The sequence below is a fragment of the Haloarcula terrestris genome (assembly GCF_031624315.1).
Lineage (GTDB): Archaea > Halobacteriota > Halobacteria > Halobacteriales > Haloarculaceae > Haloarcula > Haloarcula terrestris.
The window spans coordinates 81,241-98,431 of record NZ_JAMQOM010000007.1 but is presented as its reverse complement, the minus strand read 5'-3'; the positions used below and the strand labels follow the sequence as shown (position 1 = coordinate 98,431).

The 17,191-nt window shown below is 61.4% G+C and carries 16 protein-coding genes; 13 read left to right on the top strand and 3 right to left on the bottom strand.

All coding sequences use genetic code 11. The features are described 5' to 3' along the window. Positions 1-95: 95 nt before the first annotated feature. The gene (locus tag NDI54_RS15775) at positions 96-1,439 is read right to left on the bottom strand and encodes a dihydroorotase (RefSeq protein ID WP_310897397.1); all 1,344 of its coding nucleotides are present in this window, start codon (positions 1,437-1,439) and stop codon (positions 96-98) included. A 142-nt stretch (positions 1,440-1,581) separates the two neighbouring features. On the opposite strand from NDI54_RS15775, the gene NDI54_RS15770 reads away from it, so the two are divergent. The 3 genes from NDI54_RS15770 (at position 1,582) to NDI54_RS15760 (ending at position 5,063) form a co-directional block, all read left to right on the top strand. After that, a complete protein-coding gene (locus NDI54_RS15770; protein ID WP_310897396.1) occupies positions 1,582-2,880 on the top strand; it encodes an amidohydrolase family protein in 1,299 nt (432 codons plus the stop codon). Positions 2,881-3,197: 317 nt separating this feature from the next. Beyond that, positions 3,198-4,124: a hypothetical protein gene (locus NDI54_RS15765; protein ID WP_310897395.1), complete on the top strand. Its 927-nt coding sequence runs from the start codon at positions 3,198-3,200 to the stop codon at positions 4,122-4,124. A gap of 90 nt (positions 4,125-4,214) precedes the next feature. Further along, the gene (locus tag NDI54_RS15760; RefSeq protein ID WP_310897394.1) at positions 4,215-5,063 is read left to right on the top strand and encodes a hypothetical protein; all 849 of its coding nucleotides are present in this window, start codon (positions 4,215-4,217) and stop codon (positions 5,061-5,063) included. A 211-nt stretch (positions 5,064-5,274) separates the two neighbouring features. Here NDI54_RS15760 and NDI54_RS15755 read toward each other — a convergent pair whose 3' ends face one another. Then, positions 5,275-6,045 (bottom strand): hypothetical protein, encoded by a 771-nt coding sequence (locus tag NDI54_RS15755; RefSeq protein WP_310897393.1) that lies wholly within the window; start codon positions 6,043-6,045, stop codon positions 5,275-5,277. A gap of 106 nt (positions 6,046-6,151) precedes the next feature. Between NDI54_RS15755 and NDI54_RS15750 the strand changes: the two genes are divergently transcribed. Next, the gene (locus NDI54_RS15750) at positions 6,152-6,625 is read left to right on the top strand and encodes a hypothetical protein (protein ID WP_310897392.1); all 474 of its coding nucleotides are present in this window, start codon (positions 6,152-6,154) and stop codon (positions 6,623-6,625) included. A gap of 65 nt (positions 6,626-6,690) precedes the next feature. On the opposite strand, the gene NDI54_RS15745 is transcribed toward NDI54_RS15750, so the two are convergent. After that, positions 6,691-8,526, bottom strand: a complete 1,836-nt coding sequence (locus tag NDI54_RS15745) for a bacteriohemerythrin (RefSeq protein ID WP_310897391.1) — start codon at positions 8,524-8,526, stop codon at positions 6,691-6,693. A gap of 102 nt (positions 8,527-8,628) precedes the next feature. On the opposite strand from NDI54_RS15745, the gene NDI54_RS15740 reads away from it, so the two are divergent. The 9 genes from NDI54_RS15740 (at position 8,629) to NDI54_RS15700 (ending at position 17,173) form a co-directional block, all read left to right on the top strand. Beyond that, positions 8,629-9,063: a pyridoxamine 5'-phosphate oxidase family protein gene (locus NDI54_RS15740; protein ID WP_310897390.1), complete on the top strand. Its 435-nt coding sequence runs from the start codon at positions 8,629-8,631 to the stop codon at positions 9,061-9,063. Positions 9,064-9,292: 229 nt separating this feature from the next. Beyond that, positions 9,293-9,505 (top strand): SHOCT domain-containing protein, encoded by a 213-nt coding sequence (locus NDI54_RS15735; protein WP_310897389.1) that lies wholly within the window; start codon positions 9,293-9,295, stop codon positions 9,503-9,505. A 58-nt stretch (positions 9,506-9,563) separates the two neighbouring features. Beyond that, positions 9,564-10,181, top strand: a complete 618-nt coding sequence (locus tag NDI54_RS15730; RefSeq protein WP_310897388.1) for a class I SAM-dependent methyltransferase — start codon at positions 9,564-9,566, stop codon at positions 10,179-10,181. 124 nt (positions 10,182-10,305) lie between these two features. Then, positions 10,306-10,575: a DUF7571 family protein gene (locus tag NDI54_RS15725; protein WP_137684660.1), complete on the top strand. Its 270-nt coding sequence runs from the start codon at positions 10,306-10,308 to the stop codon at positions 10,573-10,575. Positions 10,576-10,876: 301 nt separating this feature from the next. After that, positions 10,877-11,866 carry a DMT family transporter gene (locus NDI54_RS15720; RefSeq protein ID WP_310897387.1) on the top strand — a complete coding sequence of 330 codons (990 nt, stop codon included), beginning with the start codon at positions 10,877-10,879 and terminating at the stop codon, positions 11,864-11,866. A gap of 258 nt (positions 11,867-12,124) precedes the next feature. After that, on the top strand, positions 12,125-13,108 hold the full coding sequence (locus tag NDI54_RS15715) for a thioredoxin reductase (protein ID WP_310897386.1): 984 nt from the start codon (positions 12,125-12,127) through the stop codon (positions 13,106-13,108). Positions 13,109-13,110: 2 nt separating this feature from the next. After that, positions 13,111-14,286, top strand: coding sequence for a FecCD family ABC transporter permease (locus tag NDI54_RS15710; protein ID WP_310897385.1), 1,176 nt, complete (start codon positions 13,111-13,113; stop codon positions 14,284-14,286). Continuing rightward, complete coding sequence (locus NDI54_RS15705; protein WP_310897384.1) at positions 14,286-15,224, top strand: ABC transporter ATP-binding protein; 939 nt, start codon at positions 14,286-14,288, stop codon at positions 15,222-15,224. The genes NDI54_RS15710 and NDI54_RS15705 overlap by 1 nt, the downstream gene beginning before the upstream one ends. Next, positions 15,224-17,173 (top strand): ABC transporter ATP-binding protein, encoded by a 1,950-nt coding sequence (locus NDI54_RS15700; protein ID WP_310897383.1) that lies wholly within the window; start codon positions 15,224-15,226, stop codon positions 17,171-17,173. Before NDI54_RS15705 ends, NDI54_RS15700 begins: the two co-directional genes overlap by 1 nt. The last annotated feature ends 18 nt before the right edge of the window (positions 17,174-17,191 follow it).

The window sequence follows — 17,191 nt, the reverse complement described above, 5'->3', positions numbered from 1 at the left end:
TCTGTCGTGGCCGCCACACGTCACACACCTGCCCCACACGACACACATCTATGTGCGGCCCGGTTTCAGGTCGGCGGCCACAGAACGACAATCCGCTACAACGGGCGGTGCAGGAACTGTCCCCGGCCCGCCGTTGACCGGACCTCGTGGTCCTTCGCGACGATCTCACCGCCAGCGATGACCGTGTCCACGCGCGCGTTCCAGTGCCGCCCTTCGTATGGCGTCCAGCCACCGACGAACGTGTGGTCTTCGGCGGAAACCTCGTACTCCTCGGTTCGGATGAGCATCACGTCCGCGTCCGTTCCGACCTGCAGCGACCCTTTCCGCGGGTAGATGCCGGCCTTCCGGGCAGGAGCCGCACACACGAGTTCGTGGAGTCGCGGCCACGAAATCCGGTCCTCGTGGACGCCCTCGCTGGCGAGGAATTCGACCATCGTTTCGACGCCCGGGAGGCCGGCGTACGGCTCCCAGATGTCTTCCCAGCCGGCTGCACGAGAGTCGCGGTACGTCGGAAAGTGGTCCGTGGCGACGAGATCAATCGTCCCATCCTGAACGGCGTCCCAGAGTCGTTCCCGCTCGGTGTCGGATTTGAGGCTTGGGTTGACCTTCAGGAACGGTCCCTTTTCAGCAACGTCGGCTTTCGAGAAGGCCAGATACTGCGGACAGGTTTCCAGCGTGACTGGCACGTTCGCTCGTGATTTGAAGCGGTCGGCCTCGCGTGTGCCGCTCCCGCTTGAGATGTGGACGACGTGCAGCGGACAGTCGGCGTACTCCGCGAAATATCCGGCCCGAGAAATCGCGTCCAACTCGGCTTCGAGCGGGCGTGAGTCCATATACGCCTCGGGCTCGTCGCTGGCGATAGTCGACCGGGCGTCGTCGAGCAGTCCCTGCGTCTCGCAGTGAACGCGAACTGTTCCCCCGGCATCGCCCACGCGCCGCATGAGCCGGGCGATAGATTCGTCACTCGCCAGATACGGATCGGCGGTGAACGTCTTGAAATCGGCTGTTCCGGCGTCCATAATGCCGGCAACGTTGATTTCCGGGTCCTGTATGTTACCCGCAACAAGGCCGAAATCAACGTATGCGAGGGCCGCACACGTCTCTGCTTTCTTCCGCACTGCATCGGGCGTTGTGACCGGTTTCTGCGTCGGTAACTCGATGACTGTCGTCACTCCGCCGGCGACCGCACTCGCCGTCTGTGACGCGAAGTCGATCCCGTCCGGAAACAGTTCGTCGTCGTGCATATGCGTGTGTCCGTCGATAGCCCCCGGAAGCGCGACCATGCCGTCCGCGTCGATGACGGTATCCGGCTCACTGGGGGTGGGAACCGACGACGCCGGCCCAACGGCGTCAATCGCCCCATCCGAAATCACGATCTCACCCCGCTGGACGCCGTCCGGGGTCACCACCCGTGCGTCTCTGATGTGAACGTCTGTCATGACAGTACGACCCGAGCGAACGACGAAAACAGTTGGTGTGTGAAACGCCACATCCGGCACAACATTAGTTGTGGGAGAGTGTCTAATACGGCCGTTCTGGGGCGGAGATAGCTTTTAGTCGGCTGCCGGTATCACCCGATCTGTGATACTGAACGCAGGCACGCTCATCACGATGGACGACGCGCGTACGGTCCGGTCGGAGGTCCACGTCGTTGTCGAGGACGGTGAGATCGTCGCTATCGAGGACGGCTACGCGTCGGGCGCTGACGTGATCGATGCCACCGACGAAGTCGTCATCCCTGGGCTGGTGAACTGCCACACCCACATGTATGCGCTGCCGATTCGTGGCGCGCCGTTGGACACGTCCCCCGAGAGCTTCTACGAATCGCTCGTCGACATCTGGTGGAACGTCGACGAGGCGTTCACGGAGCGTGACGCTCGCCTGTCCGCGCTGGGGTCCTGTGCCGAGATGCTTCAAAGCGGCGTCACCACGTTCTGTGATAACTATTCGGGACCGAACACGCTGCCGGGCGGTCTCGACGCCGTCGCCGAGGGAGTTGCACAGACACCGATCCGGGGGATGATTTCCTTCGAGGCGACGGCCCGGAACTCCGAGGCTCAAGCTAGAGCAGGAATCGAAGAAAATCAACGATTCATCCAGAGCGGTGAAAGTGAGTACGACACCGTCTCGGGCCACTACTGCCTCCACACGCTGTTTACCAACACCGAAGACATCGTCGGGGAGTGTGTCGACCGGGCTCTTGACGACGACCGACCGATACAGATCCACCTCGAAGAAGGGCTGGTCGACGTTCACGAGTCCATCGCTGACTACGGGAAACGGCCGGTTCCGGCGCTCGAAGAGATGGGCTTTTTCGACGCCGAGGTCATCGCCGCCCACTGCGTCCATTCGACCGAGTCCGAGATTGAAATCCTGGCTGACAACGATGTCCGGGTCGCCCACAATCCCTATTCCAACATCAACAACGCCGTCGGAATCGCTGATGTGGAGACCATGCAAGCCCACGAGATGACAATCGGCCTCGGTGATGACGGCTGGGATCCCGACATGTTCGAGACGATGCGTTCAGCCGCTGGTATCCACAAACTCAAACAACACAACCCGAGCGGCTTCGATATGGCGACGGCCCTCGAATGGGCAACTATCGGCAGCGCCGCGGTACTGGGGATGGACGATACTATCGGCAGTATCGAAGTCGGCAAACGCGGTGATTTCGTCACGCTGGATCTGGGACCCAACCCGGTGTTGGCCGGGAGCGCCCCGTATTACGTCGTCAGCGCCGCCAGTAGTGCCGACGTAACCCGGACAATTATCGACGGGGTGCCTGTGTATGACCAGCAGTCAGGCGTCACCGGGGTTGACGATGCGGCTCTGGCCACTGTCGGGGATACGAGTGCCGAACTCTGGGACCGGTTGTAGACTATCTGTTGGAAGGCCAGTGTTCTCAGTTTTTGTGTGTAGCCGAGTAGGCCGGCCACGCCAATTCACACACTCAGGGTGTGAATTTCTGAACACAAGTATTGTCGACGAGGTCGTTTCTAGCCGCCAGAATATTAACACCATAAGTGTGTAAAATTTTGCTAACGATACCGGGGTGTCCGGTCAGCGTGCACAGTTTGTATACGCAGTAATTCGGCTGTAGGGTCGGTGAAGAGCCACACAGACGAGTCGATAGGACCTTGGCAAATATTTCCCGTTCCAGTATGTAATAGTGGTACTGTGTGCGTGAGTGACATATGGTAGTTAGTGACGCCTTTGAGACGTTCACGCAGGTACTCCAATGTGTTGAGTCAACCGATACGGAGGTCAAGACGGTTTCAGTACGGGGGCAGACGACCGCGGAAAACGAGGAAATCAGCGCGGACCTGACGCTCGCCACGCCAGTGTTTGGCGGGGTATCGCTCCACGATGACGTGTCCGTCGATGCCGAGGAGTTCGATCTGACCGACGAGCGTATCGAGATCGACGTGACGGTCACTGTTCCAGTCGGAACGGACATATCCACGCCAGCGACGGAGCAGGGAGACCCTTCCGGCGAACTGGTACAAACCCTCTCCGAGTCGGATTCTGTGCCGGCGTACAAAGACCCCGAGGCACTCCAGGCTGCCTACGACGCATGTGACACGTTCCCAGAGATGACCGAAGCGTTAGACGCTGACGTGACCTCCGAAACTGTGCGCCGATACATGGTGGAGTACGACATCCATGACCCGACCGAGACGACGCCACAGGCGGGTGGACTCAGCCTTTCTGCTGTGTCGACCGATTCCGAGACCGACACTGATGCGTCCGCATCGACTGACTCGAACCCGCCAGACGACCCGGCGGACGAGGACGGAGCACCCGAGGATCCCGATGGACTGGGGGCTCGGTCCGTCGCAGCCCTCCTCGCCGAATCGGATTCCCAGGACAGCGAGGATAATCTGGTCGCAGACGGTCTGGGTCTCTCACAGGAGCTGACTGTCTCCGAACTCGCACGGACAGTTAACGGATCGAACTCCCTGCATGAAGTAACCCAGCGTCTGGACTTGAGCCAGAGTCACGCCCGACGATTGCTGTCCGAACTGGACCTCCTCGACCTCGTGACTCATCGGCTGGCTGCCGATCAGATACGCGTCTCGAATACAGAAATCAAGCGCCGCATCACCGCTTCGAACCATTGATCCGATCTCGTGAGGGAAACCGTGGACCGGAAGCGATGCCTTACTGATAAATAGAAAACATTAATGGGGCGTGGTTTAAACGCATGGCAAATGGGAACTATTCGCGTACGTGACTGGACGAAAGAACAGATAGAGCAGATACGGGACGCGGAGTCCCATTCCTCACATGACTCCGTTATCAAGTCACTACTAAAAGACCGAAAGATCGCCGAATACGCCGACGATGTCGTCGGGGACGCCCCTGAGACGATCACTGACTCTCGTGTGAACAGCGCCGACACGGCATTCGATGACCTGACTGTGCTTGGGGAACTGTCCGGTGTGGACAGCGGGGTGTTGTTTCTCTGGTGTCCCAACTGTGGAACCGAGCTGGCACACCTGACTGTCGATACCCCACTCGGACTCTCGGTGTTCGAAACCGAATGCCAACGGTGTCTCACGCATCTCGACCGTCATGTTATCGTGGCTATCGAAATCGGGTATCCGCTCGAGCAGAAACTGGTCGATGACTCTCTCCAGGACGAACTCAGGGAGTGTGTCGTCGACTACTGGGATCGGACACTCGACTCGGTTGCTGTCGGAGCGGTTGACGACGATCCCGACCCAGAACGCCTCGTCTGGCAGTTTGACCAGTACCGTCGGGAGTTGTCGTGGGAGTGGCCAGTCGATGTTCCCGTCGTCGGCTGCACCGCAGGGGCAACCTATCGCAACACCGCCACCGACGAGTACCTCGAAATTATCGAACCAGTCTCGGAGCACCGAAACGCGATGGATTCGTTCAAGATACGGCGGTACTCCGGCGACCCCGACACCGCTGCCAGTGAAACGGAAATTCTCGACGGCGCAACTATCACCGAACACATTGTTAATCGGCGACTTCTGATCGAATCCCGTCCCGATTCGGCCTCACTCTCCGAGTCCGCAGAACCGACACCGTGACTGTTTCGGGAGACCATCATAGCTTTCTCTCGTCCCCGATTCTCAATTCGTACCGACCTATAGCGGCGTACACTCTCAAAATAGGCAATAATATGCCGATATAAATAAAAATACACTTTAATAGGCCCACATATTTGAATCTACTACCATACGTACAAATATAGAAGAATATATTTACGGACTAACTCTATCTGAATGCGGAAATTGCGTATTAATCTATATCTTCCGTTGGACGAGAACACCGAAGGCAGACAACGCTTTCTGCGACCCAGTTCACATCTGTCGAGCCACAGTGTGGGCATTGGTGGTGGTCGGTGTCGTACTCTGTCGTCCCGCGAGGGGTCGCAAGGAACCCGTCCGCAATTGCTTGCTGCACAAGGCTGGGGAATCGTTGGCGTTTGACGACGGCTCGCTGGGCGAGAAACTGACCGGGATCATCTGGGTTCGTCCCGTGGAGGTCTTCCCAGGGAATCGCGATTTCACCGTTGGCGGGGCCACGGGCGACCTGCTGGAGGAGCGTCGCAGCGGCCTCGAACAGCGGCGTCGTTCCCCACGCCTGTGGATTGTCGACAGCACTTGCGGCGTCTTCGTAGGCCGTTTCCGCTTCCCGGTACGCCGCTTCGCCCCCGTCGAGTCCCGCGGCGGTCCGGAAGTCCCCGACGAACTCCGTGAGACAGGCGTGCTGTACAGGGTGTTCGAGCGCGTTGGTCAAGTCTTTGGCCACGGCGACGCCCTCGACGCCACGACGGGTGGCGCGTGTGTCCTGGCCGGCGACGCGGTAACAGACCGCGCTCGTTGCGAGGTACTGGAGGCCGTCGCCGACCCATCCTTTCTCGTCGGCACCGAACGGGTCGATACGTTCCCGCGGGTCCGCAAGGACACGCCACCCGGCTCGTGTGTACTCGTCGCCAGCGCGACGGTAGTCACGATCAGCGATGGCTGTGACTGCTGCCGCCCGGTGGCCGCCGTCTTGTGTACGCATGGGATCGCTACGGGGTCCGGCCGCACAGGCTTTCGCACCCAACAAATCGGTATCAGTGTCGGCCTGCATCGTCAGACAGAATACCGTCCCGTCCTGTCAGTAACACATGGCATCAGTGCCGCTCGTCACGACGCTTACGGTACCACTCCGGTTTGTTGTGGGAGTGGCTGCCGGTGTCGTCGCGACGGTTGCGATGGACCTGGTGATGGCCAGATTGCCCGAAGGTGAGACGCCGCCGTTTGTCGCCGCCGGTGTATTGACTGATACCGTCCCGGCGGACGCGCCGAATCGACTCGCAAGCGTGGTACACTACGTCGCCGGGTGGCTGACCGGGCCGCTGTTCGTCTGGATGCTTCTGACCAGCGAGGGACTCCTGGGCGGACAGTCGATCATCGCGACTGCTCTCGCTGCGACAGTGCTGTACGTGCTGATGGTCGGCTTCTTCGTCTTTGTCGTCCTCCCGCGATCCCGGCTTGCGTCGGCTCGGGTGGCGGCTATCCGACGCGACTGGGCGATCTCGGCGGCCGCGTATCTGCTCGTTCTCGTCCCACTTGTCGCACTCGGGTCGCGGTTCGTCTGACCCGCCGTGACCGCGACTTCTGGCGGCTGGACGACAAACGGCGCTGTTCACCGCTCACCCAGCACTCACTCAACGAGGGACAGCTCGCCGTCCGGCCCGACCTCGCCGACTTCGCCGGTGTGGTACCAGTCGTCGCGGAGCGTTTGTGCGCCAGTCTGGTCGTCGTCGAGGAACCCACCGAGGACGGTCGGGCCACGGACCAGTAGCTCCCTGTTCTGGGAGACAGCGATTGCAACGCCCGGCATCGGGTCGCCGATTGCCCCCTCGACATAGGAATCCGCCGGATTCAGCGCGCTGACACCGGTTGTTCCGACGGAGCCGTATAGCTCGGCTATCGGCACGCCCAGCCCCCGGAAGAAGTACAGCAGGTGGTCGTCGAGCTGGCCCGTACCCGAGAGAGCGTAGGTGAGATTCGACAGTCCGGTCTCTCGCCGCAGCGGCTTGTACACGAGTCGATTCGCGGCTCTGTATTTGAGCGGCGTCCCCCGTCCGTCGACAATACCTTGCCCGTAGGACGCAACCCGGCCGCCGACCTTCCGCTTCATCCAGCCCATGTCGCCGAGACGGTCCTGTATCGTCCCGTAGAGCTGCTGATACATCTTCGGGACACCGACGAGCACGTCGGGCTCGATGGCCGACAGGTGGTCGACGAACGCCTCGGCTCCGAGGTAGGCGACGGCACTCCCAGTCGCCCAGAGATAGTACGTCGAGACGCGCTGATAGATGTGTGCCAGTGGGAGCGAACAGGTCCCGGTCGCCCCGGGTCCGACGGGAAGCGCCTCTCGGAGGCTCTCTGCTGCTGCCACGAGGTTCCGGTGTGTCAGCGCGCAGCCGGCCTGCTCTGCGGGGGCGGCCACATCGAACGCGACTGTCGCAACCTCGTCACCGTCCGCCTGGAGGCCAGGGAGCACTCGCGCCTCGTCGGTCGGTAAGGCATCGAAATCGAGCACGGTTTCGACGGCCATCTCCAGGCCCCCGGCCACGTCTCCCGCTGCAACAAGTCCGGTTGCGCCGGTCCGTTCGATAACCTGGGCCGCTCGGTCGTCGCTCGCAGACGGGTAGAGTGCGACCGGGACCAGCCCGGCGAAGTGACAGGCCAGGTCGAGCACGGACCACTCGTACTGGGACTGCGCTCTGATTGCCACTCGATCCCCGGGGCGCAGTTCCGTCGAGAGGAGGCCGCCCGCGACTGCCTTCGCCTGCTCAGCCATCTCTTCGAAACTCCGTTCGACGAAACCGCCGTCATCCGGAACCAGCGCCGCAGTCCGGTCCCCGTGGTCCGACGCGATCTCTTCGAACCAGGCCGCTACTGACCCCGCCGGGACTGACAGCGAGCCACCGTCGTAGATATCACTGTCGAGGCGCACACCGTCGTCTGCGCTCTGCCGGTCAACTGGAACGGGGTCTGCTGCTGCCGTGCGGTCCTGATAGAGCTGTCCAGGTTCATACTCGTAGTCGTCGCTGACCTCCGTCTGGAAGTAGTCGGCGTAGTTCTGGTCCTCGTCGCCAGCGGCGATGTGCGCATCCAGCCAGTCCCGGGCGACTGTCAGGACCTCCATCGTGACGTACTCCCCGTTCTCGTGCTTTTCGCGGAGCTCTTGCACCTTGTCGGCGAACCCCTCGTGCATTTCACGGTGATTGTAGAAACAGTCGCTGCAGTCCATAGCGTAGCCACAGTTCTGCATGAACTCCTCCTCATCACCGAAGTGATACTCGGTGTAGCGTTCGAGTTCGCGGAGGATATCGCCGACCTCCTCCTCGGAGTGGCCTTCGTTCATCGCCGTGTGAAGGTCGTTCAGGAGTCCGAACAGGCGCTTGTGCTGTTCATCGAACCGTTCGATATTGGTGCTGTACCGCTCCTCGTCCCATTCGGCAAACTCCCCCGACGAGTTCGTTCCCATACCTGGTCTGTTCACCCGTATTTGAAAAGCGACTCTCATGTTCTCACCGAATGAAAATGCGGTATACTTCCCAAGTAGTTTCCAGTAATCACTGGAGCCGGGATGCGAGAACTAAGTGACGAGGCGGTTGTCGAAATCCTCACCGAGAACGGAATCGGCGTCCTGGCACTGTCCAGTCCGACGGGGACGAGCCCGTATCCGATCCCGGTCGCGTTCGGGTACGACCCGGCGACGGATAGCCTCGCGTTTCACCTGTCAGAGAGCGACGGGAGTCGCAAGCACCAGGCTCTGACAGCGGACGCCAACGTCGGATTCACCGTGTACGAGGAGACTGAGCCCCAATCGGTGTGGCGAAGCGTGGTCGTTACTGGGACGATGGTCGAGACGACCTATAGCGATGTGGAGCCGGCCCTTGCCTCTCTGGCCAGCAACACGCAGTTCGCCCCCAACCCAGTCAGTTGGGACGATACATCGACGACGACACCGTACGAACTTCGGATCGATGACTGGAGTGGCCGAGAATTCCGAGTTGGGTGACGACTGGCGGTAATTCGGGACACCCTATTGGCCGCTGAAGCGGTTCTCAGGACAGTTTCGCTGCCGACCCCCCTCGTTCGAACAGGTGTATATTCTCAGCCCGTGGGAACCGGCGAGTGTGGTTATGCCCTGAGACCCGTACACACAACTAGAGGTGTCCCGGATGCTACCACCGACAACTGCGCTTCTCCAGCACGGACCGATGGGGCCCCACGGCGGGGCAACAGGTATGGGTATGTCCCCAGGCGGCTGGTGGCTCCTGATCGCGGCGTTTCTCGTCGCCGCTGTGGCGATAGGGGTCCTGCTGTACCTGCTGCTACAGCGCGAGGCGACCGCGGAACCGGAGTCACTGGAGACGCTCAAACAGCAGTATGCGAGGGGTGAAATAGACGAGACAGAACTGGAAACGCGGGCCGACCGACTGCTCGGACACGAGTATTAGGCGCTCCTGCTGAGACGCACTTCGTGGTACATTTATTCCGTACCGGTGAACGGTGGGTATGGACCCGGACGACGTTCGAGACGACTGGGCCTCCCGCTCCGGGAAGTTCTCGCCATCGTACTACGCCGAGATCGGGCCGAACGAGGTGAGTGAGACGCTGGTCAACGTGCTCGACCACTACGTCCACGACGACGCCCGGATCATCGAACTGGGCTGTGGCTCGGGCCGCCATCTGGCACACTTACAGAGCAACGGCTACGGGAACCTCACCGGTATCGACATCAACGACGAATCCTTCGACGTGATGGCCGACCACTACCCGCGGCTCGCGGACTCGGGAACGTTCCACACGGGTGCCCTGGAAGACATCGTCCCCGAGTTCGAGGACGACGCGTTCGATGTCGTCTACTCGGTCGAGACGCTCCAGCATATCCACCCGGACGACGAGTGGGTGTTCGAGGAGATTGCCCGTATCGCTGGCGACCTGCTCATCATCGCGGAAAACGAAGGGAACAGTCCCGAGCGCGGACGGGCTGATACGGAAGTGAGCTACGTCGAGGACGACTTCCCGCTGTATCACCGCAACTGGAAGCAGGTGTTCTCCGAACTCGGGTTCGCACAGCTAATCCGGGAACCCACGTCTCGGGACACCATACGCGTGCTCCGTTCGCCGTAACCGTCCAGTTTTCCGCTGTCTCACATCGCTCCCGTCGCTGTGTAGCCACCAGCCGCATCTATCATAATCGATAACCATACAGCAACTATTTGTGTCATGGTACCATGGGTCGAGTTGGATCGCTATGCAACTGTGCCAAAACTGTCAGGCGGCTATCGACGAGTACCTCTTGGACAAACAACTCGAACCCCTGCGGGAGCTCACAGTCGACGACTTCAACCTCTGTGCCGACTGTGTCACAGTCGTTGCGGACGCCTGCGTGAAGTGCGACGGCGCGGTGTACGTTCCACGCTCGAAATCTGCCGTCCCTGACTGCTGTCCGGCGTGCCGGTCCGAGCACATAGACGAGACCGGGACCGATCCCGGCTGGCATCTCGACGCGATGTCGACCTGATCTGGGTCATCCCCTCGGTGACCCTGCGCATTCGCTCGCATGTGTCACCGTGAGTAACGGCCTCGATTTTACCGTTGAAGGTAGCTTATCTGGTAGCAGTTCGATGAGTAAATGGAACTCCGTTTGGAGAACGCGAGTAAAACGCTACGTCTCGCTACAACTGTCTTCGATAGCGTTGTGGCTACCCACTGATTCGCTCAATTTCTAAACAGTGAGAATCATGAAAGAAACCGTGTGTGTGCGTCACAGTGGCGATAGAAGCTTCATACTCCTCCAGCACATACAGTTGTTCTCTACTGGAATGACACGCTCGACACGACATATTGGCTTGCTGTTTACTGCGCTCGCACTCATCTGGGGACTTTCCTTTGTGGCGATCAAGACCGGTCTCGAAAGTGTTCCGCCGGTGTTGCTGGCAGCAGTTCGACACGATATCGCTGCAGTCGTCCTGCTTGGCTATGCCCTCTGGCAGGGCCGGGCGCTGCGCCCACGGACCCGTGATGACTGGTCGCTGATCTTCATTGGCGGCACTGTTCTCATCGGCGCACACTTCGCGCTGCTGTTTCTCGGCCAGCAGTACGTCCCGAGTTCCTTCGGCGCAATCCTGCTCAGTCTCACGCCGGTGGTGACGCCGGCGTTTGCATCGACGCTGCTGCCGAGATACAGGGTCCGCCCGCACGAACTCATCGGCACCGTCTGTGGCTTCATCGGCGTGGTTATCATCGCAAACCCCACACCGGGGGCGGTCGGGGGTCGACTGCTCGGCGTCGTCCTGCTCATCAGTTCGGCGGTGGCGTTCGCCGTCGGCGCAGTCCTGACCGAACGCTACACCAGTTCGCTTTCGCTCGTGAGCATCCAGACCTGGATGACGCTGCTCGGTGCCGCCATCCTGCACCTCATCAGCGCAGGCCTGCCATCGGAGCGACTCGGAACTGTCTCGGTCGGTCTCGAACAGATCGCAGCGATCGCGTACCTCGGCATCGTCGCCAGCGCCGTCGGGTTCCTCCTCTACTTCCGCCTGGTCAGCACTGTTGGGGCGGCTGAAACCAGCCTGGTTTCGTACGTGGTTCCGGCCGTGACGGCCATCAGCGGTTGGCTCCTGCTCGGTGAGACACTCAGTCCGGTAACTGTCGCCGGCTTTGCCGTCATCGTGGTCGGCTTCGCGTGGGTGAAAGCCGACGTGCTCCGGTCGCTCCGCCGCCGTCACACCGGCTCTCCGTCGTACCGTCCCTGCGGTCCACAGGACGACTGCGTCGTCGTCAGCGGGAACACGTACTGGACCCAGGACTGAGATACCGACGACAGCACTGATCGGTATCCGTAATCCTCTGGCTGCTGCTCCGTGTTCATGCTAGCGGTGCCCTGCTAACCCGGTTCCGGACACCTCAGTATATCATGAACGTTGGGGTCCTTTGCTTTTGGGCCGCCTAATTTCCGAAAACGCTTTACCCATTTAGGCTGCCCTAAACAGTATGATGGAAGAAGCGGTCGACACTCTGGAACCGATACGCTGGCTGCCTCTGTCCAGACCAAACGGAGTGTTGTGAACATGGCAACGGATGTGGGGGCCAACTCGGAGACCGCGTTCGACCACGATGTCGGTATCGTCGGTGGCGGCCCGGCTGGCTGTGCGGCGGGGGTTTTCACAGCGCGGGCGGGTCTCGATACTGTCATCTACGACCGCGGCCGGTCGTCGCTCAAGCGCTGTGCCTACCTCGAAAACTACCTGGGCTTTCCGGCCGGGATCGACATCGAGACGCTATACCGTCGTTTTCAGGACCACGCCGAAGCCGCCGGCTGTACCGTCGTCCCCGATCTGGTCGAATCGATCGATAGAACTGCGGACGGGGAGGGGTTCGTCGTCGAGACCCAGGAGCAAAGCGCCGTCACGACCCGTCGCGTCATCGCAGCGACCCGTTACGACGGCGAGTACATGCGGGGGCTGGGCGACGACGCGGCGATGTTCGAGACCTATGAACACGACGGCGAGGAACGCGAAACCTTCGACCGCGAGTACGCCGACGCCGACGGCACGACACCGGTTTCTGGTCTCTACGTCGCGTCACCGTCCGATGCGGCGGACATGCAAGCCATCGTTGCCGCCGGGCGGGGCGCACGGGTCGCACGCCGGGTAATCACGGATGCGAGAACCGACGACGGCTGGTGGGAGTCCGCGACCGATGGCGTCGACTGGGTCCGCCGCGAGGCCGAACTCGACGACGAATGGACCGAACGGGAGACATGGGTCGAACGGTTCGACGACCGGTACGCGGAAGACGCCCCCGTCGAACCGGACTCGGACCGCTTCCAGCGGGTCCGCAACGCTGCCATCGACGAGCGGCGGTCGTCGTACATCACGGCCGAGGAGATAGTCGACCGGACCGACACGGGACAGGAAGTACTGGCTGAGTACCTGGACCCCGCGGCAATCGTGTCGGGCCTCGATGCGTCCGACATTCTGGATGCGATGGACGACGAGAGGATCCACGACTACGTCAACACAACTGACGGCACAGCGGAGGGTGGTGAGTAGCGATGGCGAGCAAGACATCGGGGGCCACTGGTGCGTGGTCGCGAGCCCGTACTTGGCTCGGGCATATTGACGGTTCGCTGCTCGGGCTCTGTCTCGGGAGTCTCCTTGTCGTCTTCGCCGGTGGGCTCATTCAGGTGAGCTTTGGCGCGTTCTCGATGACGATCGTCGAAGCGTGGCAGGCCGTCTTCGACCCGGATATCCTGTTCGACCTCCAGGTCTGGCAGGTGTTCTTGCTCGGCGGACAGATCAACCCGAACGTGCTGTTGAACCCGCTCGCGTGGGATTCGCTCATCGTCGATGCGTCGCTTCCGGAGATGAACAAACGGAGCCTCATCGTCTGGAACATCCGGCTGCCGCGAGTCCTTGTCGGCGTGCTCGTCGGAATGAACCTGGCTGTGTCCGGGGCGATCTTCCAGGCGGTCACCCGGAACGAACTCGCCAGCCCGTTCATCCTCGGCGTCTCGTCGGGTGCGGGCCTGATGATTCTGCTCACGCTGGTCGTGTTCTCGGGGCTTTCGACGCTGCTGCCGTTGATCGCCTCCGCCGGGGGCGCAGCGGCGTTTCTGGTCGTCTACGCGATTGCCTGGAAGAACGGCACCTCGCCGGTCAGGCTGGTGTTGGCTGGCGTCATCGTCAGCACCGTCTTTGGCTCCCTACAGACGGCGATGTTCTTTTTCGCCGACGATATCGGCATCGTCCAGTCCGCCATCGCCTGGACGACCGGATCGCTGACCGGGACCGACTGGGAGCAGGTGCGGATGGCGCTCCCCTGGACTATTGTGGCGATGGGGCTGTCGCTGTTTAGCTCCCGACAGCTGAACGTCCTCCTGCTCGGGGAGAACACTGCCAAGTCACTCGGAATGTCCGTTGAGAAGGTCCGGTTCGCGCTGTCGGGCGTGGCTGTACTCGCGGCGTCTGCGAGTATCGCCGTGGCCGGGATCGTCGGCTTCATCGGTCTCATCGTCCCCCACATGGTCCGCAACATCGTCGGGAGCGACTATCGGAAACTCGTCGTCGGCTGTGTCTTCGCTGGCCCCGCGCTCATGGTCGGGGCGGATGTCGGCGCACGCCTGGCGATGAATCCGACACAGATCCCGGTGGGTATCGTCACCGGACTGGTCGGTGGGCCGTACTTCCTCTATCTGATGCGGAAACAGCAAGAAATGGGTGAAATATAATGTCACAGAACCACGCGAAGACGAACGGTACAGGTGCTGAGAATACTGACGGTGTCGTTGCGGAATCCCCGTCGAACCATTCCGAGGCGTCGCTGACGGGTGAGGACCTGGTCCTGACGTACCCGTCCAGTGACGGCCCGATTATTCACGGCGAAACGATCACCGCCGAACCGGGTGCTGTGACCGCTCTGGTCGGCCCGAACGGTTCGGGCAAGAGCACGTTGCTGAAAGGGCTCGCTAACCAGCTCACGCCGGAATCGGGATCCGTGCTGCTGGACGGGCAGGACATCCAGACGCTCGATACCAAAGCGATCGCCCGGAAACTCGGCCTGCTCTCACAGGAGAGCACGTCGCCGAACAGTATCTCGGTCGAGGATCTGGTGTACCACGGCCGCTATCCACACCGCGGGTTCTTCGAGAGCGTCACCGAGGAGGACGAAGCCGCCGTCGACCGGGCGATCGACCTGGCGGGCTGTGGACACCTCCGGGACCGCGAAGTCGGCAGTCTCAGCGGCGGCCAGAAACAGCTCGCCTGGATCGCGATGGTCCTCGCACAGGACACCGACGTACTCCTGCTCGACGAACCGACGACGTTCCTGGATCTCCACCACCAGCTAGAGGTGATGGAAATCATCGAAACGCTCCGTGACGGGAGCGATATCACCATCGTGGTCGTCCTCCATGACATCGAACAGGCGGCCCGCCTCGCCGACCAGATGGTCGCACTCAAAGACGGCACGATCCAGGCACACGGCCCACCCGAGGAAGTCGTGACGGAGCGACTCCTCGCGGATGTCTTCGAAATCGAGGCCGAGGTTTCGGCCACGCCACACGGACCGCGAATAAACCCTATCCGCGCTCGCCACGAGGGAGACGAACATGTAGCCGACGATGACGGAACTGAAACCGACCGTGCCGAGGAGGTCGTGGCCGAGTAGTGGCTGCACACGACGACCACGAAACAGCGCTAGACGCCCACCGGGAACAGGTCTCTCGTCCGTTGCTCCGTCTCTTTCGAACCTACGGGACAGGCGAGGCCCGCTGGCTCGCCCTCGGGCTGGTGGCGAGCGTCCTCGCCTACGGAACGGTGCTTGTCACACCTCTCGTCCTGGGGACTACTATCGACGCCGTGTTCACAAGCGAGAGCGCGTACACGCTCCCGCTGGTCCCCGATGGCTGGCTCCCCGACAAACAGTCCGGACAGTTCTGGCTTTCGGCGGTGATCGTCGGGACCGCGCTGGGCGGCGGTGCGATACTCCAGTGGATTCGGGGCGTCTCGATGAACTACTTCGCCCACGGGGTGATGTACACGATTCGGACTGACGCCTACGAGAAGATGCAGCGGCTGGACATGACCTTCTTCGACAACAAGGAGACCGGCGAGGTGATGTCTATCCTCAACAACGACACTTCGAATCTGGAGGTGCTGTTCGACAACGCGCTGGGCGACAGCGTCCGTATCGGCGTCATCGTCCTCGGGATTACCGGGGCGTTGCTGTACACGAACTGGCAACTCGCGCTCGTCACCCTCGGTGTCGTCCCGTTGCTCGTCGGCTTCACCTGGTGGTTCATCAGCGTCATCGAACCCAAGTACACGCGCCATCGCTCGACGATCGGCGATCTCAACACGCGTATCGAGAACGGCCTGAGCGGTATCGAACTCGTCAAGACCACCAGTACGGAGGCGTACGAGAACGAGCGGGTTCGCGGCGTCTCCCGCGATGTCTTCAACGCACAGATGGCCGTGTTGCGACTGAGCTACTTCTACCGGCCGGGGATGGAGTTCATCACCGGGGCCGCGTTGCTGGCAACGTTCGTCATCGGTGGCCTGTGGGTATTTTCGGGACCGCCGCTGTTCTTTTCGGGCCGGCTCACCACCGGTGACTTCGTCGTGTTCATGCTGTTGACTCAGCGGTTGACCGGCCCGATGGCGCAACTGTCGGACATCGTCGACTGGTACGAGAACGCGAAGGCCTCGGGCAAGCGGATCTGTGGCCTCATGGACGTGCCCGTTCGGATCTCGGACGCGCCCAATTCCGTTTCACTCGACACCGTCACGGGCCGCGTCGAGTACGACGACGTAACGTTCGCCTATGAGACAGCTCAGACCGAAAATAACGGACCGAGCGACCGCGACCCGATGGCCGGTGAACCGGTACTCGACGGCGTGGATATTACCGTTGCTCCGGGCGAGACGACCGCAATCGTCGGCCCGACAGGAGCAGGGAAGTCGACGGTTGCGAAGTTACTGCTCCGCCTCTACGACGTAACTGGTGGTGCCGTTCGCGTCGACGGCCACGACGTGCGGGACATTCGCCTGACGGACCTCCGCTCGTCAATCGGCTACGTCAGTCAGGACACGTTCCTGTTCGACGGGACGATTGCGGAAAACATCCGGTACGGGCGGTTCGACGCACCGCGGGAGGACGTAGTAGCGGCGGCGAAAGCCGCGGAGGCCCACGAGTTCATCGAGGGCCTGTCCGACGGGTACGATACCCGCGTCGGCGAGCGCGGCGTGATGCTTTCGGGCGGCCAACGCCAGCGAATCGCCATCGCTCGGACAGTGCTGCAGGATCCCGAAATCCTGTTGCTGGACGAGGCGACCTCCGCGGTGGACACGGAGACCGAATACCTGATCCAGCGGTCACTTAATGGCCTTGCGGCCGACCGCACGACGCTGGTCATCGCCCATCGCCTGTCGACGGTGAAAGACGCCGATCAGATCGTCGTCCTCGACGACGGCCGCGTCACCGAGCGCGGCACGCACGAGGACCTGCTCTCGACCGACGGGCTGTACGCGAACCTCTGGGGCGTTCAGGCCGGCGAGATCGACTCCCTCCCCGACGAATTCCTGGCGCGGACATCGGATTCGGCGTCTGGTGCCTGATCTCTCGGCGTCTCGGAA

Excerpts from the sequence above, each read along its gene's own strand:
- NDI54_RS15775 (WP_310897397.1), bottom strand. The coding sequence starts at position 1,439 with ATGACAGACGTTCACATCAGAGACGCACGGGTGGTGACCCCGGACGGC.
- NDI54_RS15765 (WP_310897395.1), top strand. The coding sequence starts at position 3,198 with ATGGTAGTTAGTGACGCCTTTGAGACGTTCACGCAGGTACTCCAATGT.
- NDI54_RS15760 (WP_310897394.1), top strand. The coding sequence starts at position 4,215 with ATGGGAACTATTCGCGTACGTGACTGGACGAAAGAACAGATAGAGCAG.
- NDI54_RS15755 (WP_310897393.1), bottom strand. The coding sequence starts at position 6,045 with ATGCGTACACAAGACGGCGGCCACCGGGCGGCAGCAGTCACAGCCATC.
- NDI54_RS15750 (WP_310897392.1), top strand. The coding sequence starts at position 6,152 with ATGGCATCAGTGCCGCTCGTCACGACGCTTACGGTACCACTCCGGTTT.
- NDI54_RS15745 (WP_310897391.1), bottom strand. The coding sequence starts at position 8,526 with ATGGGAACGAACTCGTCGGGGGAGTTTGCCGAATGGGACGAGGAGCGG.
- NDI54_RS15740 (WP_310897390.1), top strand. The coding sequence starts at position 8,629 with ATGCGAGAACTAAGTGACGAGGCGGTTGTCGAAATCCTCACCGAGAAC.
- NDI54_RS15735 (WP_310897389.1), top strand. The coding sequence starts at position 9,293 with ATGGGTATGTCCCCAGGCGGCTGGTGGCTCCTGATCGCGGCGTTTCTC.
- NDI54_RS15730 (WP_310897388.1), top strand. The coding sequence starts at position 9,564 with ATGGACCCGGACGACGTTCGAGACGACTGGGCCTCCCGCTCCGGGAAG.
- NDI54_RS15725 (WP_137684660.1), top strand. The coding sequence starts at position 10,306 with ATGCAACTGTGCCAAAACTGTCAGGCGGCTATCGACGAGTACCTCTTG.
- NDI54_RS15720 (WP_310897387.1), top strand. The coding sequence starts at position 10,877 with ATGACACGCTCGACACGACATATTGGCTTGCTGTTTACTGCGCTCGCA.
- NDI54_RS15715 (WP_310897386.1), top strand. The coding sequence starts at position 12,125 with ATGGCAACGGATGTGGGGGCCAACTCGGAGACCGCGTTCGACCACGAT.
- NDI54_RS15710 (WP_310897385.1), top strand. The coding sequence starts at position 13,111 with ATGGCGAGCAAGACATCGGGGGCCACTGGTGCGTGGTCGCGAGCCCGT.
- NDI54_RS15705 (WP_310897384.1), top strand. The coding sequence starts at position 14,286 with ATGTCACAGAACCACGCGAAGACGAACGGTACAGGTGCTGAGAATACT.